The organism is Demequina litorisediminis (genome assembly GCF_030161615.1).
In the GTDB taxonomy this organism is placed as follows: domain Bacteria; phylum Actinomycetota; class Actinomycetes; order Actinomycetales; family Demequinaceae; genus Demequina; species Demequina litorisediminis.
Window position 1 is genome coordinate 1,517,960 of record NZ_BSUN01000001.1, and the last position, 19,506, is coordinate 1,537,465.

The 19,506-nt window shown below is 70.1% G+C and carries 20 protein-coding genes and 6 pseudogenes; 9 read left to right on the forward strand and 17 right to left on the reverse strand.

What is annotated here, in order from left to right; all coding sequences use genetic code 11:
• Positions 1–118 precede the first annotated feature (118 nt).
• Positions 119–694 carry a hypothetical protein gene (locus QQK48_RS09375; protein ID WP_284328288.1) on the reverse strand — a complete coding sequence of 192 codons (576 nt, stop codon included), beginning with the start codon at positions 692–694 and terminating at the stop codon, positions 119–121.
• Between the two features lie 81 nt (positions 695–775).
• Here QQK48_RS09375 and radA point away from each other — a divergent pair.
• Positions 776–2,147, forward strand: a pseudogene (gene radA / locus QQK48_RS09380) (DNA repair protein RadA).
• A 12-nt stretch (positions 2,148–2,159) separates the two neighbouring features.
• On the opposite strand, the gene QQK48_RS09385 reads toward radA, so the two are convergent.
• Positions 2,160–2,807 (reverse strand): hypothetical protein, encoded by a 648-nt coding sequence (locus QQK48_RS09385; protein WP_284328289.1) that lies wholly within the window; start codon positions 2,805–2,807, stop codon positions 2,160–2,162.
• Positions 2,808–2,975: 168 nt separating this feature from the next.
• On the opposite strand from QQK48_RS09385, the gene QQK48_RS09390 reads away from it, so the two are divergent.
• Positions 2,976–3,806 carry an HhH-GPD family protein gene (locus QQK48_RS09390; RefSeq protein ID WP_431308324.1) on the forward strand — a complete coding sequence of 277 codons (831 nt, stop codon included), beginning with the start codon at positions 2,976–2,978 and terminating at the stop codon, positions 3,804–3,806.
• On the opposite strand, the pseudogene QQK48_RS09395 reads toward QQK48_RS09390, so the two are convergent.
• Positions 3,797–4,814: pseudogene (locus tag QQK48_RS09395) on the reverse strand (aldo/keto reductase). The gene QQK48_RS09390 and the pseudogene QQK48_RS09395 overlap by 10 nt on opposite strands.
• 111 nt (positions 4,815–4,925) lie before the next feature.
• Between QQK48_RS09395 and QQK48_RS09400 the strand changes: the two are divergent.
• Both QQK48_RS09400 and QQK48_RS09405 read left to right on the forward strand, forming a co-directional pair.
• Complete coding sequence (locus QQK48_RS09400; protein WP_284328290.1) at positions 4,926–5,447, forward strand: DoxX family protein; 522 nt, start codon at positions 4,926–4,928, stop codon at positions 5,445–5,447.
• Complete coding sequence (locus tag QQK48_RS09405; RefSeq protein ID WP_284328291.1) at positions 5,402–6,511, forward strand: acyltransferase family protein; 1,110 nt, start codon at positions 5,402–5,404, stop codon at positions 6,509–6,511. Before QQK48_RS09400 ends, QQK48_RS09405 begins: the two co-directional genes overlap by 46 nt.
• Before the next feature lie 239 nt (positions 6,512–6,750).
• Here the strand turns inward: QQK48_RS09405 and QQK48_RS19785 are convergent.
• A pseudogene (locus QQK48_RS19785) lies at positions 6,751–9,207 on the reverse strand (ATP-dependent Clp protease ATP-binding subunit); the annotation flags it as partial.
• 227 nt (positions 9,208–9,434) lie between these two features.
• Between QQK48_RS19785 and QQK48_RS09445 the strand changes: the two are divergent.
• Together QQK48_RS09445 and QQK48_RS09450 are read left to right on the forward strand one after the other, a co-directional pair.
• Positions 9,435–10,043: a hypothetical protein gene (locus QQK48_RS09445; protein ID WP_284328293.1), complete on the forward strand. Its 609-nt coding sequence runs from the start codon at positions 9,435–9,437 to the stop codon at positions 10,041–10,043.
• A pseudogene (locus QQK48_RS09450) lies at positions 10,040–10,278 on the forward strand (helix-turn-helix domain-containing protein). Before QQK48_RS09445 ends, QQK48_RS09450 begins: the two are co-directional and overlap by 4 nt.
• A 64-nt stretch (positions 10,279–10,342) precedes the next feature.
• Here QQK48_RS09450 and QQK48_RS09455 read toward each other — a convergent pair.
• From QQK48_RS09455 to QQK48_RS09465, 3 genes are read right to left on the reverse strand one after another with little or no spacing between them, the layout of a single operon-like run.
• Positions 10,343–11,023 (reverse strand): response regulator, encoded by a 681-nt coding sequence (locus QQK48_RS09455; protein WP_284328294.1) that lies wholly within the window; start codon positions 11,021–11,023, stop codon positions 10,343–10,345.
• Positions 11,020–11,172, reverse strand: coding sequence for a hypothetical protein (locus QQK48_RS09460; RefSeq protein ID WP_284328295.1), 153 nt, complete (start codon positions 11,170–11,172; stop codon positions 11,020–11,022). Before QQK48_RS09460 ends, QQK48_RS09455 begins: the two co-directional genes overlap by 4 nt.
• 38 nt (positions 11,173–11,210) lie before the next feature.
• Positions 11,211–12,209 carry a sensor histidine kinase gene (locus tag QQK48_RS09465; RefSeq protein WP_284328296.1) on the reverse strand — a complete coding sequence of 333 codons (999 nt, stop codon included), beginning with the start codon at positions 12,207–12,209 and terminating at the stop codon, positions 11,211–11,213.
• 319 nt (positions 12,210–12,528) lie between these two features.
• On the opposite strand from QQK48_RS09465, the gene QQK48_RS09470 reads away from it, so the two are divergent.
• The gene (locus QQK48_RS09470; protein ID WP_284328297.1) at positions 12,529–13,470 is read left to right on the forward strand and encodes a hypothetical protein; all 942 of its coding nucleotides are present in this window, start codon (positions 12,529–12,531) and stop codon (positions 13,468–13,470) included.
• 48 nt (positions 13,471–13,518) lie between these two features.
• Here QQK48_RS09470 and dtd read toward each other — a convergent pair.
• From dtd to QQK48_RS09515, 10 genes and pseudogenes are all read right to left on the reverse strand, one after another.
• Positions 13,519–13,945 (reverse strand): annotated as a pseudogene (gene dtd / locus QQK48_RS09475) (D-aminoacyl-tRNA deacylase).
• Between the two features lie 66 nt (positions 13,946–14,011).
• Positions 14,012–14,278 (reverse strand): annotated as a pseudogene (locus QQK48_RS09480) (DUF2516 family protein); the annotation flags it as partial.
• A gap of 31 nt (positions 14,279–14,309) precedes the next feature.
• Entirely contained in the window at positions 14,310–14,507 is a 198-nt protein-coding gene (locus QQK48_RS09485; protein WP_284328298.1) for a PIN domain-containing protein, read from the reverse strand.
• Between the two features lie 246 nt (positions 14,508–14,753).
• Positions 14,754–14,984: a type II toxin-antitoxin system Phd/YefM family antitoxin gene (locus QQK48_RS09490; protein WP_348523779.1), complete on the reverse strand. Its 231-nt coding sequence runs from the start codon at positions 14,982–14,984 to the stop codon at positions 14,754–14,756.
• A 73-nt stretch (positions 14,985–15,057) separates the two neighbouring features.
• The gene (ygfZ, locus tag QQK48_RS09495; protein WP_348523569.1) at positions 15,058–16,005 is read right to left on the reverse strand and encodes a CAF17-like 4Fe-4S cluster assembly/insertion protein YgfZ; all 948 of its coding nucleotides are present in this window, start codon (positions 16,003–16,005) and stop codon (positions 15,058–15,060) included.
• Positions 15,953–16,270 carry an aminomethyltransferase family protein gene (locus tag QQK48_RS19790; RefSeq protein WP_348523570.1) on the reverse strand — a complete coding sequence of 106 codons (318 nt, stop codon included), beginning with the start codon at positions 16,268–16,270 and terminating at the stop codon, positions 15,953–15,955. The genes ygfZ and QQK48_RS19790 overlap by 53 nt, the downstream gene beginning before the upstream one ends.
• Before the next feature lie 12 nt (positions 16,271–16,282).
• Positions 16,283–16,810, reverse strand: a complete 528-nt coding sequence (locus QQK48_RS09500) for a heme-binding beta-barrel domain-containing protein (protein WP_284328299.1) — start codon at positions 16,808–16,810, stop codon at positions 16,283–16,285.
• Between the two features lie 103 nt (positions 16,811–16,913).
• Positions 16,914–17,423 (reverse strand): DUF4395 domain-containing protein, encoded by a 510-nt coding sequence (locus QQK48_RS09505; protein ID WP_284328300.1) that lies wholly within the window; start codon positions 17,421–17,423, stop codon positions 16,914–16,916.
• A gap of 19 nt (positions 17,424–17,442) precedes the next feature.
• Positions 17,443–17,877, reverse strand: a complete 435-nt coding sequence (locus QQK48_RS09510; protein ID WP_284328301.1) for a thioredoxin family protein — start codon at positions 17,875–17,877, stop codon at positions 17,443–17,445.
• A gap of 121 nt (positions 17,878–17,998) precedes the next feature.
• Positions 17,999–18,631, reverse strand: coding sequence for a hypothetical protein (locus QQK48_RS09515; RefSeq protein ID WP_284328302.1), 633 nt, complete (start codon positions 18,629–18,631; stop codon positions 17,999–18,001).
• A 57-nt stretch (positions 18,632–18,688) separates the two neighbouring features.
• On the opposite strand from QQK48_RS09515, the gene QQK48_RS09520 reads away from it, so the two are divergent.
• Entirely contained in the window at positions 18,689–19,207 is a 519-nt protein-coding gene (locus QQK48_RS09520; RefSeq protein WP_431308325.1) for a response regulator transcription factor family protein, read from the forward strand.
• On the forward strand, positions 19,204–19,401 hold the full coding sequence (locus tag QQK48_RS21680) for a winged helix-turn-helix domain-containing protein (protein ID WP_431308326.1): 198 nt from the start codon (positions 19,204–19,206) through the stop codon (positions 19,399–19,401). The genes QQK48_RS09520 and QQK48_RS21680 overlap by 4 nt, the downstream gene beginning before the upstream one ends.
• Positions 19,402–19,506: the final 105 nt, after the last annotated feature.

Sequence of the window (19,506 nt, forward strand, 5' to 3'; positions counted from 1 at the left end):
GGTACCAGGGGTGCCGGCGGCCGACGACTCGTCGCGTGACGCGGGCGGCTCGTCGCCGCCACCGTCCGACTCGGTGTCGGGGGCCTCGGGAGCAGGGGTGGAGGCCTCGAGCGGGGCGTCAGTATCCGTGGCCGATGCCTCGGTTGCCGTCGCGTCCTCGGCGCCGTCGGCGTCGGGCTTGGGGTCCGCACCTTCGCCCGCGGCGGTGCCGGGGGCGGCCGCGGCGGATCCTGCGGCGACGGCCGGAACGTAGTCGGGAATGGATGCGGCCCACTGGGCGGTGTCCTGTGGCGCGTCGGCGCGCGGGTCGCCCGCGATCCAGGCCGGCCGCACGCTGGTGTCCTCCTCGGGAAGGAACGACTGCGGCGACGGCGCCGTCACCACGGGGGTGGCGCCGGAAGCCGCGAGCGACGCCTGGCGCACGGCGGATGCACCCAGGCTCGTGTACCGGGTCGTCCAGGGCGGCGGGCGCGGTGTCATCGGCGGTGAGGACCGGAGCCGCGGTGGGCAGAATCTCCTCGCTGTCGGGCTGAGCGACGGGCGCAATGATGTCACCGTCCTCACCCGCGAGTGCATGCGGCACCGTGGGAAGCGACCCGGTGGTCGGGAAGGCAGGCTTGGAGGGAGCAACGGGCTCGCGCGTCAGCGCTGAGGTGGCCGCCTGGTCATCACCGGTCAATCTGTCCTGTGCCATGGCCACAGACTACGGCCGCCAATCTGAGCGCGGCGGGTCAGACGGACGAGGCGTGTCGGACCCAGCGGCTAGCGTGGCCCCATGCCCGCGACCCGCACCAGCCGCCCCGCCTATCGCTGCACCGAGTGCGGCTGGACCGCCGCGAAGTGGGTGGGCCGGTGCGGCGAGTGCCAGTCATGGGGAACCGTTGAGGAGGCGGGTGCCGCGCCAGCGGGTCCCGCCACCAAGGCGACGGCCGCCACCCAGGCCGCCACCCCCATCTCGGAGGTCTCCGCCACGGCGTCGGCCCGCCGTGGCACTGGTGTGCCGGAGTTCGACCGCGTGCTCGGCGGCGGAGTGGTCCCCGGAGCGGTGATCCTCCTGGCGGGCGAGCCGGGGGTGGGAAAGTCGACCCTCCTGCTCGACGTGGCGGCCCGCGCCGCGCGCGAGGGCCAGCGCGTGCTCTACGTCACCGGTGAGGAGTCCGCGGGACAGGTGCGGCTGCGCGCCGAGCGCATCGACGCGCTCGAGCCGGGGCTGCTCCTCGCCGCGGAGACCGATCTGGGAGCGGTCCTCGCGCAGATCGAGGACACGCAGCCGCAACTCCTGATGGTCGATTCCATTCAGACCATCGCATCGGCCTCGGTCGACGGTGCTCCCGGCGGCGTGAGCCAGGTCCGCGAGGTGTCCTCCGCGCTGATCCAGGCCGCCAAGACCAAGGGCTTCCCCATGGTCATCGTGGGGCACGTCACCAAGGACGGGTCCATCGCCGGTCCCCGCATCGTCGAACATCTGGTGGACGTTGTGTGTCAGTTCGAGGGCGAGCAACACTCCCAGGCTCCGCCTGCTGCGCGCCATCAAGAACCGATTCGGGTCGGTGGACGAGGTGGGGTGCTTCCAACTTCACGACACCGGCATCGAGGGCGTCGCCGACCCCTCGGGCCTGTTCCTCTCGCGCGAGGGGACGCCCGTGCCGGGAACCTGCGCGACCATCACCATCGACGGCAAGCGACCGCTCCCCGCGGAGATCCAGGCCCTCGTGGCTCCCAGTGCGCTGTCCAATCCACGCCGTGCCACCAGCGGCATCGATTCCGCGCGCGTCTCGATGATCCTCGCGGTGCTCCACCGACGCGTGGGCCTCGCCGTCGCGGCCGATGACGTCTACGTGTCCACCATCGGCGGCGCGCGCGTCACCGAACCGGGCGCCGACGTGGCCCTCGCCCTCGCCCTCGCGTCCGCACGGGCGGACCTGCCGGTGCGTGAGGGCTTCGCGGCCATCGGCGAGGTAGCGCTCTCCGGAGCGGTGCGGCCCGTCAACGCGATGGCACATCGGGTGGCGGAGGCCGCGCGGCTGGGCTTCACCGATGTGGTGGTCCCGGAGGCGGGCGGAGCGGTCAAGGACCCCGCCGGAATCCGGGTCCATCGCGTGGCGACCCTGAGAGACGCCGTGCGGGTCGCGCTGCCGCGCGACTGAGTGCGGAGTTCGTCAGGAAGACTCGCGGTCACAGATAGCCGCGCCCGCGCCGCGGCTCAGGCGGTGAGCCTGGAACTGCACCTCGTCGGCGGCGACTCCGCCGATCGCGACGGCCACCCAGTAGGTTCCCGCGTCCCAATCGCTGATGACCTCGCACGACTTGTCGAAGCGCTCGCCCGACCACGTCAACTGCAGCGACTTGCGGTCGCCCGGCTGGAGAATCCACTCGGTCTCCCCGAACCCGGGGTCCTCCTCGCACCACGTCGAGGAGTAGTACTGCTCGTTGCCGGAGCGGATCACGAGCTCGGTTCCCTCGCCTGTCGTCGACAGGGTGCAGGCCGATGAGCCCACGTCCTCGATGCTGACCTCAAAGCCGGGCGTGCTGCCCGCGGCCACCGACGTAGGTGTCGCCGCCACGGCGAGCGTCACGTCATCGGCCACACAGGCGCGGCTCGGGTCAGGGGCCGCATCGGTGGTGGCGTCGGGGGAGGTGCTCGTGCCGGTCTCCGGCGCCTCGGCCTCGTCTCCGGCGCCCAGGAGCGAACTCACGATGAACCACAGCGCCACCACCACGACGGCGATGACGACGAGCGCCAGGATGCGGCGCACCCAGTAGACCCCCGCCGGCTGGTCGCCGACCGGCTTGCGCAGCCCGTCCATGGGTTCTCCTCACTCCCTCACCGTCACGGTAGACCCCACGAGCGCTGGAATGATGGAGGGCATGCCGCCCGCCGCCCCCATCGACCCCCGTGTGGAGCACGTGATCGAGTGGTTTGGCGAGCAGGCGCGTGATCTTCCCTGGCGACACGCCGACTGCAGCGCCTGGGGGTGCTGGTCTCGGAGGTCATGCTCCAGCAGACGCCCGTGGTGCGCGTCGAACCCGTCTGGCGCGAATGGTTGGCGCGATGGCCCACGCCCGCTGACCTTGCCGCCGCCACCCAGGCGGACGCCGTGCGCGCGTGGGGGCGCCTCGGCTACCCCCGCCGCGCCAAGCGGCTGTGGGAGTGTGCGGCCGCCCTCGTCGAACGGCACGGTGGCGACATCCCTCGCGGTGAGGACGACCTGCTTGCCTTGCCCGGCATCGGCTCCTACACGGCGGCCGCCGTGCGAGCCTTCGCCTTCGGCGAGCGCGACGTGGTGCTCGATACGAATGTTCGCCGGGTCATCGGCCGCGCGTGGCAAGCCCAGCCGCTGCCGCCCGCGCACCTGACCAGGGGTGAGCGTGAGCATGCGGCGACCCTCGTGCCCCGTGACGCCGCCGCGTCGGTGGCATGGAACGCGGGCTCCATGGAGCTCGGCGCACTCGTGTGCACCGCGCGGGCGCCCCGGTGCGACGCGTGCGTCATCGCGGGTGACTGCGCGTGGCTCGCCGCGGGTTCGCCTGGCCTCGATGCCGCGCCACGCAGGACCCAGGCATGGCACGGCACCGACCGGCAGGTGCGAGGCCGCATCATGGCGCTGCTGCGCGCGGCCCACGCACCCCTTCATGTCACCGGTCAGGCCGCGCTCGAGGACATCGAGCCCGGTCAGGCTCGATGCGTGCCTCGCCTCGCTCGTCACCGACGGCCTGGTCACTGTCGCCGACGAGTCACGCGGCCTGTACTCCCTCTAGCCCCCGTAGGAACATCAGCGCTTATTGCTGACGGGCATCATCCCTGACGGTGCGTGCCGTCCACCGCGTGAGGTTCGATGGCAGCGATCTCGTCGGCGGTGAGGGCAGGGAAATCAAGCGACGCCACGGTGGTGCGCAACTGGGCGGCGGACGACGCCCCCACCAGCGCCGAGGTCACGTGATCGCCGCGCAACACCCACTGGACCGCGAGCCTGCGCGAGGCTCTGCCCACGCCCGGCGGCGATGTCGTTGAGCGCCCGCGTCCGCTCGAGGTACGTGTCGGTGATCTGGTTCTCCGACAGGAACCGGGAGTGCGTCGCACGCGAACCCTCGGGCACGCCGTTGAGGTAGCGGTCCGTCAACATGCCCTGCGCGAGCGGGGAGAACACGATCGAGCCGACGCCCTCGTCCTCCAGCGTGGGGATGAGGGCCTCCTCCGGCCCGCGCTGGTACATCGAGTACGCGAACTGGTGAATCAGCAGGGGGTGCCGAGTTCGCGGAGGATGCGCGCGGCTTCGCGCGTGGCCTCGGGACCGTAGTTCGAGATGCCTGCGTACAGCGCCTTGCCCGAGCGAACCGCCTGATCGAGCGCCATCATCGACTCCTCGATGGGCGTCTCGGGGTCCGGACGGTGGTGGTAGAAGATGTCGACGTAGTCGAGACCCATGCGCGCAAGGGACTGGTCCAGCGACGAGAGCAGGTACTTGCGCGAGCCGAAGTCGCCGTACGGGCCGGGCCACATGTCGTAGCCGGCCTTGGTGGAGACCAGGATCTCGTCGCGGTACGGCTTCAGGTCCTGTGCGAAGATGCGGCCAAAGTTCGCCTCCGCCGACCCGGGCGGCGGGCCGTAGTTGTTGGCCAGGTCGTAGTGCGTCACGCCCAGGTCGAACGCGGTGCGGATGATGTCCCGCATGGTGTCGTCATCGTTGGCGCCACCAAAGTTGTGCCACAGGCCAAGGCTCACGCCGGGGAGCCTTCAGCCCCGAGCGGCCGGAGCGGCGGTACTGCATGGTGTCGTAGCGGGCATCGTTGGCCACAAAGGGGTCGTGAGTCATGGGTCCAGCGTAGGGCCGATGCGGCGGCACCCTCTCGGTGCGACGCACCGCCTGTCCTAGGGTGGAGTCACGGGTCGCGTGGGGCGGCCCGCCGTCAGCAGGAGGTTCGGCATGGATGCAGCGCTCTGGGTCGCCGTGATTGCGCTTGCCGCGGTCTTCATCCCGTCAGGGTTGGTGCACGCCGTGAAGGGCAAGAAGGGTGCCCTGGCCGTGGGCCAGGAGTGGGCGAACGACTTCGAGGACAAGCACATTCGCCTCATCGGAGCCGCCGAGATCGTCGGCTCGCTCGCCGTTCTCGTGTTCCCCATGGTCGGCTTCATCCCGTGGGTGGTGCCCGTGGCGGCCCTTGGCCTCATGGTGATCGGCTTCGGCGCCGCCTTTGTGCACATCCGCCGCGGTGACGAGCCTCGCCAATATCACCGTGCCCGCGCTGCTGGCCGTCATCGCGCTGATCGTCTTCGTGGGTCGCATCGGGGAGTTCAAGGCTGGGCGGCTGAGCGCCTGGCCCTCGAATTCATCCAACGTTCATCCCGTGCGGTTGCTCTCGGCGGTTGTCTGAGAGCCCGCGTCACTAGCGTGGTCTCACCATGCCAGCGCAGCACTCCGGGCGGCTCGTCGCGCCCGACTATCTGAAGTCGTTTCTTCTCGCACTCGTCATCTTTGGCCATACGTACAGCGATGGAGTGACGGACGATGCGGTGAAGTACGCCGTCTACGGCGTCCACATGCCCGCGTTCCTTTTCCTGTCCGGCTACCTGCTTCCGGTGGAACGCCTCGCGGGCGAAAGCATCGGCGCCGTGTTCCAGAAGTACTGGCGCCGCATGCTGTGGCAGTGGGCGGTCGTCACGGTCCTGTACACCGCGTGGGTAACGGGGCCGCGGGGCTCGTCGCCCGCCGAGTCGCTGGTCCTCGACATCACGAATCCGCGCTTCCACCTCTGGTACGTCCCCGTACTGCTGTGGGCCATCGTGCTGCTGTGGGCGGTGGCGCCCTTCCGCCGCGCGCGCCTTGCCGCGGGAGCGGTGGCGTTGGCCGCGACGGTGATCTACACGTCGCCGCTTGCGGGGATGTGGGGCATCGTTCCCGCCTTCGACGAGCGTTACCTCACCTGCGTGTTGTACGTCTGGCTGGGAGTGGCGCTGCGCCAGGGATGGCTGCCTGCGCCGCGCGGGCTCGTCCTGCCTTCGGTGGCCGTGGTCGCCGGTGCGGCCGTGTACCTGTACGGCTTCCTTGCGGGCAGTTGGTGGACGGCGGGCGGACGCCTGGTGCTGACGGTGGGGCTGTGTCTGGCGCTGCCGGCGGTCCTGCGGTTGATGGAACGCCCCGTGCGCGGGCTGGTGCCGGTCACGAACATCATCGGCACGTATTCGCTGTGGATCTACCTGCTCCATCCGTTCATCACGAACGGCTGGGTCGGCGCCGGAAGTCGCGCACATGAGGTGCTCGGCGGGGCGGCCCTGACCGTAGGGGTGCTCGCCGCATCGGTGGTCCTCGGCTGGGGCTGGCAGTCGCTCACTTCGCGCAGCGCGGCGCGCGCCGCGCTGTCCGGCGGGCCGATGCCCGTTGCGGCAGGAGCGCCGGCCGTCACGTCCCCCGCGGGTCCGGCGGCCGTGCCACCGGCGGCCACGGTAGCAGCGCCCACGGCACCGGCGGCCGCGACGTCCCCGGCTCCGGCATCGACCCTCGCGCCCCGATGACGCACGAGGGCCCGGTCACCGTGCGGTGACCGGGCCCTCGTGAAGGACGTGCGGTGGCTTACTGGCCGGCGGCCTGGGCGTCGCCACCCTGGCCATCCGTGCCGGTGGCACGCGGGACGTCGGCGCCCTCGGCGAGCCTCCGAGTCGGGACGGCCGCCCACGCGGACCTCATCCGAGTCGGAGCCGGCCGGACGCTCGGCGGGCTCCACGGCCTCGCCCAGGAGCGAGTCGCGGTCCACGCCCTCGAACGTGAACTCGCCGAGGATGCCCTCGCCGTGCGCGTCCACGCGGACAATCTGGCCCGAGGTGACCTCGCCGAAGAGGATCTTCTCCGACAGCGGGTCCTCGATCTCGCGCTGGAGTGCGCGGCGCAGCGGTCGCGCACCGAGCACGGGGTCGTAACCCTTCTCGGCGAGCAGGCTTCTTGGCCGCATCCGACAGGCTCGATCGCCATGTCCTTGTCGCGCATGCGCTCGTCAAGGCGGGCCACCATGAGGTCGACGATCTGGATGATCTCGTCCTGGGTGAGCCTGCGGGAACACCACCACGTTGTCGACGCGGTTGAGGAACTCCGGCTTGAAGTGCTCCTTGAGCCTTGCCGTTGACCAACTTGACCATCTCGTCGTAGGTGTGGCCGGTCTCGGACTGGACCGAGAAGCCGGTGGCCTGACGACGCGAGATGGTGTCAGCACCGAGGTTGGTGGTCATGATGATGATGGTGTTCTTGAAGTTCACCTCACGGCCCTGGGCATCGGTCAGGCTTGCCGTCTTCCAGGATCTGGAGCAGCGAGTTGAAGATGTCCGGGTGGGCCTTCTCGACCTCGTCGAACAGCACCACGGAGAACGGCTTGCGGCGCACCTTCTCGGTGAGTGGCCGCCCTCCTCGAAGCCCACGTAGCCGGGGGCGCTCCGAAGAGGCGGGCGACGGTGTGCTTCTCGCCGTACTCGGACATGTCGAGCGAGATCAGCGAGTCCTCGTCGCCGAACAGGAACTCGGCGAGGGCCTTGGCCGGCTCGGTCTTTCCGACACCCGTGGGGCCGGCGAAGATGAACGAACCACCGGGGCGCTTGGGGTCCTTCAGGCCGGCACGGGTACGGCGCATCGACTGGGAGAGGACCTTGATGGCCTGCTCCTGACCGATGACGCGCTTGTGCAGGCTCGGACTCCATGGACAGCAGTCGCGAGGACTCGTCGGAGGAGACGCGGGTGACGGGCACGCCGGTCGACATCGCGAGGACTTCAGCGATCAGGTCCTCGTCCACCACGGCGGCGACGTCGAGGTCGCCCGACTTCCAGGCTTCCTCCTTCGACGCACGCTCCTCGGAGAGGCGGCGCTCGACGTCGCGAAGGTTGGCGGCCTTCTCGAAGTCCTGCTCGTCGATGGCCGACTCCTTGTCGCGGCGCACCTCGGCGATCTTGTCGTCGAGGTCACGCAGGCTCGGGCGGCGAGGTCATGCGGCGGATGCGCAGGCGCGCGCCCGCCTCGTCGATGAGGTCGATGGCCTTGTCCGGCAGGAAGCGGTCCGAGATGTAGCGGTCCGCCATCTGCGCGGCGGCCACGATTGCGTCGTCCGTGATGGTGACGCGGTGGAACGCCTCGTAGCGGTCGCGCAGGCCCTTGAGGATCTCGATGGCGTGGGCGAGCTCCGGCTCCGGCACCTGGATGGGCTGGAAGCGACGCTCCAGCGCGGGGTCCTTCTCGACGTGCTTGCGGTACTCGTCGAGCGTGGTGGCGCCGATGGTCTGCAGGCTCGCCTCGCGCCAGCATGGGCTTGAGGATCGACGCGGCGTCGATGGCGCCCTCGGCGGCACCCGCACCCACGAGGGTGTGGATCTCGTCGATGAACAGGATGATGTCGCCGCGGGTGCGGATCTCCTTGAGGACCTTCTTCAGGCGCTCCTCGAAGTCACCGCGGTAGCGCGAGCCGGCGACGAGTGAGCCCAGGTCAAGCGTGTAGAGGTGCTTGTCCTTGAGGGTCTCGGGCACGTCGCCGCGCACGATCGCCTGGGCGAGGCCTTCGACGACGGCAGTCTTGCCGACGCCGGGCTCGCCGATCAGCACGGGGTTGTTCTTGGTGCGGCGGCTCAGCACCTGCATCACGCGCTCCATGATGAGCTCGCGGCCCACGACGGGGTCGAGTTTGCCCTCGCGCGCGGCCTGCGTGTAGTTGCGGCCGAACTGGTCGAGGACGGTGGAGCCGGCGGGCGTGCCCTCCTGGGGGCCGCCGCCACCAGCGGTCGCGGGCTCCTTGCCCTCGTAGCCGCTGAGGAGCCTGGATGACCTGCTGGCGCACGCCGCCGAGGTCGGCGCCAAGGCTTGCCGAGCACCTGGGCGGCAACGCCTTCACCCTCGCGGATGAGGCCCAGCAGGATGTGCTCGGTGCCGATGTAGTTGTGGCCCAGGCTGGAGCGCCTCGCGCAGCGACAGTTCGAGGACCTTCTTGGCGCGCGGGGTGAAGGGAATGTGGCCGGACGGGGCGTGCGAGCCCTCGCCGATGATCTCCTGGACCTGCTCGCGCACGCCGTTGAGGGAGATGTCCATGGCCTCGAGTGCCTTCGCGGCGACACCCTCGCCCTCCCGGACAAGGCCGAGGAGGATGTGCTCCGTCCCGATGTAGTTGTGGTTGAGCATGCGCGCTTCTTCCTGCGCGAGCACGACCACTCGACGGGCCCGATCGGTGAACCGTTCGAACATGGTTTCCTCCTCACTTCGTCCGGCGTGGTGCCGGGGTCGCCGCAGTCTCCTGTGGCATTGCACCCAGGCTAACGAGCGGGAGGGGGTCGATATTGCCGTGTTCGCTAGGGGCATGAACGGGTGGCCGATGCGGTGGCGGGCTCGGCATCGGTCCTTCCTGGGGTTGCGCGCCATCGGACTGTTGCATATCGTTTTTCGATAACAACGAAAAACGATATGGGGCCATCATGAACGACACTCGCCAACTCGACCGATCCGACCGCATCGGCATGTACCTGTCCACGGCCATGCTGGTCCTGGTGGGCGCCACCTTCATCTGGCTGTCGATCCAGCGCGTCATTGAGGTCGCGCGTGGCGGCGGCATCCCGGTGGACGTCCCGCTCGACTCCGAGCCTGTCACCGTGCCGCTGGGTCCCGGCGGCGCGGCCGTCGACGCCGTGGCGACGACCGCCACGGTGGAGGTCACCGACCCCGCCGCCGCGACCTTGTTCGCGCTGTACGCCCAGCCGATCTGGCTGGCCCTCACCGTGTGCGCTGGCCTTGCCGTGACCGGCGCATTCTTCCTGCGGCTCGCCCGCGGCCGTGCCTTCGAGAAGGGCACCGCGGGCCTGGCCTACGCCGGCGCGTCGATCCTGCTGGCCGGATGGCTCGGCGGCTCCATCCTCACCAACATGACCACCAACGGGGCCCTGTCCGCCATCAGCGACTACACCTACGAGGCCGTCACGTTCGAAACGAACCTCTTCCCCGTGGTGGCGACCCTTGTCATCGGCGGTGTCGCGGCCGCGCTGCAGATCGGAGAGAAGGCGCAGCGCGAGACGGACGGCCTCGTATGAGCCCCGCCGACACGCACGAGGACTCCGGCATCCACTGCCGCCTCGACGAACTCCTGGCGGCCAGGGGATGACCCTCACCGCGCTTAGCGAGGCGGTGGGGGTGTCGGTGGTGAACCTCAGCGTGCTGAAGAATGACCGCGCGAAGGCCATCCGCTACTCGACGCTCGCCGCGATCTGCGACGTACTCGACTGCGAGGTGGGCGACCTCCTCACCCGCCAGCGACTCCCAAGGTAGTCCGTGACGGACGGGACTCATGAGGCCCCGGCTGGACGTCAGCGCGTCCCACGAGTCCCATGGGTCACGTCATACCTTGGGAATCGTCGCGGGCACGCTCCACGAGCACCGCGATCTCCTCGCGACTCGAGACGTCGAGCTTGGCGCGAATCGACTCCAACTGCGTCTTGACGGTCGATTCGGACACGTGCAGGGCACGCGCGATGTCGACGGTTCTCGCACCCGTGGCGACAAGATCCGCGACCGCGCGCTCGCGGGGAGACAACCCGCCAAGGCGCCGCACCGCCTCGTCCTTCGCGGCGCCACCCCGCGGCATCGTGAGAAGCCGGAACAGCGCGGGCTGGCAGTACGGCGACACGTAGCCCTCGCCCCGAGCGACGCGCACCACCGCCGTGGCGAGGTCCTCGCCCGCATACTCCTTGGGGACGAAGCCCAATGCCCCGGCCTCCAGCATGGCGACCACCACGTCATCGGCGTCCATCGCGGTGAGGGCGATGACGGCAGTGCGGCTCGAACGGGCCCTGAGCGCCTTGGCGGCGTCGATGCCTGACATCACGGGCATCGATACGTCCATGAGGGTGACGTCGGGGTCCAGGAGCGCCACCTGCTCGAGGGCCGCCTGGCCGGTAGACGCCTCGCCGATCACCTCGATGCCGTCCTCGAGGCTGAGCACCAGGCGCACCTGTTGCCGCACCAGCGGGTCGTCGTCGACCAGGAGCACGGTCACGGGTGGTGGGGCGGTCATGGGGTCACCGTAGTGGCGGAGGCCGCGGACTCGTCGCCAGCCACCACCCACGGCAACGTGACGTCCACGATGAACTCGCCGCCGTGCGCCCCTGTCCATGCGGTCCCTCCAAGGGCGGACGCGCGTTCGCCGATGCCGACGAGGCCCATGCCGCCACCGCCCAGGTCGTGAGCTTTCGCCCTGACCGCTAGGGGTTCGTGACGCGCAGGCGCACGCCGGAGGACGGCGCGGCCTCGAGATAGAAGGAGACGGGCGCGCCATGCGCGTGCTTCATCGCGTTGGTCAGGCTCTCCTGAGCCATGCGATGAACGGCCGAGTCCAGTGCGGCGTTGGCTGTCGAGATGCCGTCGAGGACCACGGTGGCGGAGACCGAGGTGCCCGCCGCGCGCGCATCGGCAATCAGGGCGGGCACCGCGCGCATGGTGCCGCGTGGCGCCTGCTGCGCCGAGGGGCCCTCGCGAAGGTCATGCACCAGGCCGCGCAGGTCGCCCAGCGCCTCACGCGATTGCGCCTGTAACGAGCGGGCGAGATCCGCGGCGGAGGGGTCTCCCCGCTCTACGGCCTTGGTGACATTGCCGCCCATCATCGACAACAGCGCCAGCCGATTGGTCAGGCCATCGTGGATCTCCCGCGCGAGGTCCTGTCTCTCCGCCTGGCGGGCAAGCTCGTCGCCAAGGGTGGTCGCACGCGTGTGTTCCACCTCCGCCCTGCGGCGTTCCTCGGCGGTGGTGCGCAGGCTCACGCTCAGGGCGACGGAGCCCGCAGTGATGACCAGGCTCGTGGCGGCGATCGCGACGGTGGCCATGGTGGGAGAGACGCCGCTGCCGTCATCCAACGTGAACACGTCCGCGCCCCATGGTGTCGTGAGATCGCGCACCACCCACAGCGCGACCACGGCGAAGGTGCCGCATCCGAAGAGCACCCTGCGCCGCGCATCGGCCCTCACCAGCACGTGAAAGGCGCCCAAGAGAAAGAGTAGGTAATCGACGCCAATGAGGGCGACCACTAGGCCGGCGATGAGGGTGACCCAGGGGAATCGGCGACGGAGGAAGACCGTGCCCCAGGCGACGAGGGCTATCAGCCACACGCCTAGCCCGAGGTCCGTCATCCCCGTCGCGGTCTCGGCCCCCGGCACGTTGGCAAGGCCCAACACCGTCACAAAGAGGCTGAAGACGAACAGCACCACATCCCACACGTAGCGAAGCCACCGCGGTGGGGCCGCTCGTGGTGTGGGGGAGGCGTCATGACGGTCACCCTAGGGCCAGCCGCCCACACCCGTCATCGTCGGCCCGCCGGAGTGTTCTGGCCGATCGGCCATCGGTCCTGGCGCATCGGCCGATGCGTCCGCGGCGCCCGGAGCGGGAGCGTGGTGCCAGCCGCCGAAGCACCGGCGCCCGCGGCAATCGCCGCGACCGAAGAGACGAGGACACCATGACGCACGACCTTCCGCCCGAGGCCCCCGTGGGCGCTCCCCCACCCCCGCAGCCGTCGCGACCACCAACACCGTGGGCCGCATCGCCCTCGGCGTCGCCATCGCAGGCTTCATCTTCGCGTGCATCCCCGGCGCCCTCATCATCGGCTGGGTGTTGCTCCCGGTCGCCTTCATCCTGGGCATCGTGGGAGCCACCCGCACCGGTCAGCGCAAGGGAGGCTCCATCGCCGCCATCATCATCTCGATCGTCGGCGTCATCGTGGGAGTGGTCGTGTTCCTCGCGGTGGTCGCGGGCGCCGTGGACGAGGCCTTCGACGCGGCGACCGGCGGGGAGACGACGGCCATCGACGGCGACGAGGCTGCTCCCGATGCCGCCGCCGACGAAGACGGCGCCACTGACGATGCGGCCAACGCCGCCGACGAGGCCGCAGACGACGAGACGGCCGACGACGCCGCGGCCGGACCGGCCGGCACCCGCGAGGATCCCTTCCCGTTCGACTCGGTGATCGCCAACAACGAGTGGTCCGTGGAGCTCAGCGGCTTCGATGCCGATGCCGACGAGGAGATCGCCGCCGCGAGCCAGGTCAACGACGCGCCGGGCGAGGGCTACCGCTGGGTCACGGTCGATGCGGCGGCCACCTACGTGGGCGCGGCATCGGGCAACGTGCTCGAGGTGTCCGTCGACTACGTGGCGGCGGACGGCACCGTCATCAGCGCTCACGACGAGTTCGTGATGGGCCTCGAGCCCGAGTTCGACTCCCTCGCGGAGCCTCTACGAAGGCGCCACCGAGGATGGCAAGGCTCGCCTTCCTCGTGCCCGATGCCGTGGACGGCGAGTTCCGCGTCACGCTCGGCATCCTCGCCGACGAGGTGTTCGTCGCGCTTCCCGCGCAGTAGCGGCCAGGCGCCCGACGGACACGGGGCTGGGAGGTGCGCTGAGGGCGCCTCCCAGCCCCATCGCGTACCTAGGGTTGGGAGTCGCCTTCCTTGCGAGCGCGGCGTCTGTCACTACTGAACATGCCGAGCACGGTGTCGACAAGGCTGGCGAGCCACTCGAAGATCATCAGGCCTCCACGAGGATGGTCATGGGCCCGTCGTTGACGAGTTCAACATCCATCATGGCGCCGAAGACGCCGGTGCCGACGGTCAGGCCGCGCGCTCGCAGTGCCTGCACCACAGCGTCGACGAGGGGCTCCGCCACCGGACCAGGGGCGGCACCGTTCCACGACGGCCTCCTGCCCTTGCGCACGTCGGCATACAGCGTGAACTGGGAGACCACGATCACCGGTGCGTCCGCATCGGCCACCGACGTCTCGTCATCGAGGATGCGCAGGCTCGGCGATCTTGCGTGCGATGGTCTCGGCCTCGGTGGGGCCGTCGTCGTGGGTCACGCCCACGAGCGCCACGATGCCCTGGCGGTCAAACGAGGAGACCACCGTCCCGTCCACGGTGACCGAGGCGCGCGACGCGCGCTGGAGAACGGCCCTCATCGGACGGCGGTCACCAGCCGCCGGACTGCTGGCGGGGGCGCGCCGCCCACGGCCGCCGGACTGCTCCAGCCTGGGCTTCACGTCCACGAAGTACAGCAGCACCACCACCACCGAAGCGATGCCGAAGAGGCTCATGATGCCGCCGCCGAGCAGGAGGAACGAGACGAGCGTGGCGGCGCCGAGCAGGGCCGCCCACAGTATCCGCGACTGCTTTCCTGCGGCCCGGTACGAGTCATCGGGGTAGCGCAGAGCATCGACGAGCCCCCACACCGCCGCCACGAACAGCAGGAACGACAGGGTGACGAGGATGAGGTACTGAAGGTTGTCGAGCACGGTGGCCTCCGCGAGCGGGCTGGGGTCGGGCTCAGGCCAGTGTAGGGGGCAAGACCGTCAGCCCCTCGGCACGGGCAGCGGCGGCCAGACGCCGATCCCACACCCCCATCACGGGGTTGGCGGGGGCCAGCAGCAGCGCGCTGGCGAGGTGGGTGGCATCGCCGGCGCGCAGCGGTCGCCTGTCCGCCAGGGCCGCCGCGTGATCCATGAGCGTGGCCGTGATCTCCACCTTGGCCAGCGATGGCCACAGGCTCGTCCCAGCGCTCGCGGGCCCACGCCGCGGGAGCGGCGTCAATCCGGCCGATGCGCTCGGCGGCCGCCAGGATCGACCTCACCTCGGCATCGGCGATGCGGGAGGTGACGACGGCATCGGCCCCGCTCCACAGGGCCACCGCCAGCGGAGACCCCGTCTCCAGGGCGCACAGTTTCACGAGGGCGGAGGTGTCGAGGTAGACAAGCGACACGGGTCACCTCCTCAGGCGACCGAGCAGGCTCGACAGCGCGTCCTTCGCGGCCTCCGCCTGCGGCAGACGCGGGACCGCGCGGGCTTGGGCGGGGGCTCCAGGAGGCCATCGGCCTCGAGTCGCTCGAGCAGCGATGTCGCCTCAACGCCGCCCAGGCGGGCCACCGGCACGCCCCGCTCGGTGATGATTACGTCCTCGCCCGCCTTGGCGGCCGCGAGCGCCTCGCTCAGCCGCTTGCGCAGGCTCCGTCACTGTCGGCTCCACGCTGTCACGGTAGCGCGCGCGGCACTTCTTGGCCCGGAGGGCGGGGCCGCGTCACCTGTAGCCCGGCGCGCGGCGCCGATGCGTGACGAGGGTCAGGCGGGCATGTCGCCGCCGTCCGCGGCGCATCCCTTGCCCATGAGCAGGCCCTTCATGGTGGGCCCTGGCTTGGGTGGGCGGTCCGCCGAGAAGCCGTCGGCGTTCACGATGAGGCTCCTGGCTGGCGGCGAGCACGCCACCGTCGGACGGGACGGCAAGCGTGGCGGCGGGGTCGGTCGATCGCTTGAGGACGGCCAGCGCGATGGGGCCGTACTCGTGGTGGCGTGCCACGGACGTGATGTGGCCCACCTCCTTGGCGTCGTCGCCCTCGCCGAGCGTGACGGTGGCGCCGCGCTCGGGCAACGTGTGGGCGGATCCGTCGAGGTGCAGCAGCGTGAGGCGGCGCGGAGGCCGTCCCACGTTGTGGACCTTGGCGACGGTCTCCTGGCCGCGATAGCAGCCCTTGTGCAGGTGCACGGCGGTGCGGAGCCAGTCGAGTTCGTGAGGAAGCGTGGTCGCGTCGACCTCGTAGACGGCGCGGGGACGGTATGCCGCGATGCGCTCCGCCTCGGCTGCCCACGTGCCTGCCAGCGTCCAGCCGGCCTCCAGGCGCTCGTCGATCTGTGCGTCCAGCGTGGAGCGCGGCACGATCACCAGGCGCCAGGCCCGTTCGACGCCGGGGTGCGCGGAGGGGTCGGCTGCATAGGTGGTGCCGCCCTCGACGATGCCGGGCCACGGGTCTACCCATGTGACGGGCTCGCCCTCGGCGGCCGGCGCGCGGACGGCCTCGCCCAGCGCCGCCCACTCGGCCGTGACATCGGCCACCTCGACCCGCAGCATGAACCGCATGCGGTCAAGGAAGGTGGCCAGGCCCTCGGCGGTCTCGGTGATGAGCCACACGGTCTCGCCGTCATCGACGGCGCCTGCCACGTGCTCGATGCGCCCCTGCGGAGAGAGGATCATCAGGCTCGCTCGACTGGCCCGGAGCCAGTCGCCCCACCGCCTGCGTGGACAGCGAATCGAGCCACGACAACCGGTCGGGGCCGGTGACGGTCACGATGCCAAGGTGCGATTGGTCCACCACCGCGCGGCCCGCCTGCAGCGCGCGCTGCTCGGCCGTGGGATCGCCGTAGTGCCACGCCACCGCAGCATCCGCAGCGGCATCGGGCACCGCGCCGTGGCGCGCAAGAACAGGGGAGGTCATGACCTCGGAACGCGCGGACTCCACCGGAGATTCCTCCTAGGCGCGCGTGAGGCGGGCGCTGAGGTACGACTGCAGGTCGTGACCGAAGGCCGCGAGATCCCACGCCCACATCAGTTCGCCCTCGACGAGGCCGTACATGCGGGTACCTCCCCGCACCTCGGGGCCCGTCTCGGTGGCCGCTGCGAAGCGGGTCGCGAGGTCGATGCGTCCGTTACCGACGGCGCCCATGTAGCAGGTCAGCACGCCGGAAGCCTCGGTCATGACGATCTCGAGCGGGTGCTGGAAGTCCTGCAGCGTGACGCCCTCGGGGGCGGACGGCGCGACGCGCCAGAATCCCGACTCCACCGACCACACCTGGCCCGGCTCGTCGTCGGTGCCACGCAGGCGAGTGGTGCACGTATACGTCAGGTACGGGCCGCCGTCGTGATCGAAGACGATGTCCTGGACGATCTCCGCCTTGGGGATGCCGGGGTACTCGATCTCGCCGTGGCCGGACCAGCGGCCCACGAGCCACGCGAGCGGATATGCCTCGGGAGCGAGGTCATCGGGAATGACGAAACTCAACGCTGCGGGCTCTTCAGGAGACGCCAGCCCACGACGCCGCACGTCCATGCGGCTCCGCCGAAGGCCAGCACGGCCAGTGCCGTGAAGACGGCTTCCAGTGCGGTCATGCCGCCCATAGTAATACGGGCGGTGCGGCGCTCGGGCCGAGGGTCCCGAGCCTTCGCCGGGCCGTCAGGCCGCGCGCGAGGTGAGCCTTCTTGAATCCCAGGTAGATCTCGCAACCCAGGCAGAAACCGAACACCGCGTTGAGGAACGAGGCGATGAGCACGAGGACGCCGAAGACGTAGAAGCCAGCCGCGACGTCGAGCAGCCCGAACACGAGCGCGAGGGCCGCCATGGCGAGTCCCATCTGCTGGGCGAAACGCGGGGCGCGGAACGACTCGGTCTCCGCGGGGGCGCCGAGGCGCGGGCGGATGAGGCGCTTGAACAGCCATGACTGGACGGAGGCCTGCGGCCCGATGAACCCGGCGGGGATGAACAGGACCACCAGGATCGCCATCGGCACCAGCCCGGCATCGGAGCCGAGCAACACCGCCGCCACGGCGAAGGCGAGCGTGATGGCCGCGCCGAAGCGGTAGCCGCGCGGGTCAATCTGAATGTCGGTGCTGGTCATGTGTCCTCCTGGCCGGAGTCTAGATCGTGTATTCGGTGCCGCTGGTGTGCACTTTTGCTAGGGCCTCGCGTGCCTGCTGTGCCGTGGGGGCGCCGTCCATGCGCGCCACGATGGTGCCGTCGCCGTCGAGCACCAGGGTGGTGGGCGTGCGCATGATCGAGAGGTCGCGGGCAAGATCAAGCCGCACCGAGGCGTCGACTTCGACATGCGTGACGTGGTCCTGCTCCGAGGCCACCGTCTGCAGCAGCCGCGCGGTGCCGGGGCACTTGGCACACATGGGAGTCGAGAACTGCACAAAGGTCGCGTAGTAGCCGCGCTGAGCGCCGATCTGTTCGCTGGTCAGAGCGCCCGCACGCTCAACCTCCCGCACCGCGCCCTGGCGACGCTGCCACCACAGATACGCCACGCTTACGAGCGCGAGCAGGCTCACCAGAGCCACGATCTTGAGGAGCACGACCAGTCCTAGGGAAGTCAGCCGACGAGGAGCCTTGCCGCCCAGGTACACCAGGGCGCCAATGGCAAGAACAGGCGTGATGCCGGAGGCTATTCCCGCCCACGCGGAGGTGGCGGGCGGCTCACGGCGCGCGAGGCTCGTTCATGAGGACCACCGATGCGGCGCCGATGCCACCGACCACGGCCCCGCCGTACCAGGGCAGCGTCTCGAACACGGCGCCCAGCGCCGCTCCCGTGCCGATGCCGAGCGCAAAGGCGATGATCGCGTTGATGGTGCCGTTACGTGTGAGGACGGAACCCACGGCGCCCAGGGCCACGGCGGCGGCCGATGCGACCACGAGGTCCTCGGCGCCCACGGTGCGTCCGGCGGCGAGCCAGGCGGCGCCCGTCGCGGCGATGGTGCCTCCCGCTGCGGTCGCGGCCACCGCGCCGGCGGCGCGGCCGGGCGGGCTCGGGACGAAGATCTCGGTGGCGAGCGAGGCGATGACAATCGCGGCGATGGCGATCACCATGTAGCGCAGATAGGGCTCGGAGCGGCCGATGACGACGGTGCCGAGGGCCAGCAGACCGCCGAGCCCGACCACCGCGGCACTCACCTTGCGGTGCGGAACCCTGAGCAGTTCGGGCCACCCCGCGGCAAACAACACCATGCACAACGCGAGCCCAAGACCGAGCCAGCGCACCCCTAGAAAACCGGTAGCAGCGATGACCGCTGCACAGACAGCGGTGATCGACGCACGGGTCGTGGGATTCATGGGGGTTAGTGTCTCAGAGAATGCGCCGCTAGAGTGATGGCCGAACGGAGGTGGCGTGTGGCAGACCTGCTGGTGCTTACCCCGTCTCCGGACGGGGCTACCGAGGTGTTGCCTGCGCTCGGGCTCCTGTCGCATCGGACGCGTGCTTTGCCGCCCGACCCGCAGGCCATGCTCGACGCTTTCGACGCGGACGTCATCATCATCGATGGCCGCCACGACCTGGCGGAGGCGCGCAACAACTGCAAGTTGGTCCAGGTCACGGGCGTGTCCGTGCCGCTACTGCTCGTGCTGCGCGAGGGCGGACTGTCGATCGTCAACGCCGACTGGGGTGCCGACGATGTGGTGCTCGCCGATGCCGTGCCCGCCGAGGTCGAGGCCCGCATCCGCCTCCTCGTGGGCCGTGCCAACCAGCAGGACCCGCTCGAGAAGGCGGCCGAGTTCTCCTCCGGCGACCTCACGGTCGACGTGGGCGGCTACACCGCCCGTCTCAAGGGCGTTCCGCTCGATCTCACGTACAAGGAGTTCGAGGCTCCTCAAGTACCTGATGCAGCACCCCGGCCGCGTCTACACGCGTGACCAGGCTGCTGCAGGAGGTGTGGGGCTTCGACTACTACGGCGGCACCCGCACCGTCGACGTGCACGTGCGACGCCTGCGCGCAAAGCTCGGCGCGGAGCACGAACAGCTCATCGGCACCGTCCGCAACGTGGGCTACCGATTCGACCCGCCGTCGCCCAAGCAGGCCGCAGCGGCCGAGGCCGCCGGAGCGTAAGCCGCCCGGCATCGGCCGGATGCCATCACTCCGTCGCGGGGACTACTCCCCGCGGGCGATCTCATCGACGCATGCCGCTCGGTAACCTAGACAGAGCACTGTGAC

What these genes read in the sequence shown, in the direction of transcription:
- QQK48_RS09375 (WP_284328288.1), bottom strand. Translation starts at nt 694, where the DNA reads ATGGCACAGGACAGATTGACCGGTGATGACCAGGCGGCCACCTCAGCG.
- QQK48_RS09385 (WP_284328289.1), bottom strand. Translation starts at nt 2,807, where the DNA reads ATGGACGGGCTGCGCAAGCCGGTCGGCGACCAGCCGGCGGGGGTCTAC.
- QQK48_RS09400 (WP_284328290.1), top strand. Translation starts at nt 4,926, where the DNA reads ATGGATGCAGCGCTCTGGGTCGCCGTGATTGCGCTTGCCGCGGTCTTC.
- QQK48_RS09405 (WP_284328291.1), top strand. Translation starts at nt 5,402, where the DNA reads ATGCCAGCGCAGCACTCCGGGCGGCTCGTCGCGCCCGACTATCTGAAG.
- QQK48_RS09445 (WP_284328293.1), top strand. Translation starts at nt 9,435, where the DNA reads ATGAACGACACTCGCCAACTCGACCGATCCGACCGCATCGGCATGTAC.
- QQK48_RS09455 (WP_284328294.1), bottom strand. Translation starts at nt 11,023, where the DNA reads ATGACCGCCCCACCACCCGTGACCGTGCTCCTGGTCGACGACGACCCG.
- QQK48_RS09460 (WP_284328295.1), bottom strand. Translation starts at nt 11,172, where the DNA reads ATGGGCCTCGTCGGCATCGGCGAACGCGCGTCCGCCCTTGGAGGGACC.
- ygfZ (WP_348523569.1), bottom strand. Translation starts at nt 16,005, where the DNA reads ATGATCCTCTCTCCGCAGGGGCGCATCGAGCACGTGGCAGGCGCCGTC.
- QQK48_RS09505 (WP_284328300.1), bottom strand. Translation starts at nt 17,423, where the DNA reads ATGACCAGCACCGACATTCAGATTGACCCGCGCGGCTACCGCTTCGGC.
- QQK48_RS09515 (WP_284328302.1), bottom strand. Translation starts at nt 18,631, where the DNA reads ATGAATCCCACGACCCGTGCGTCGATCACCGCTGTCTGTGCAGCGGTC.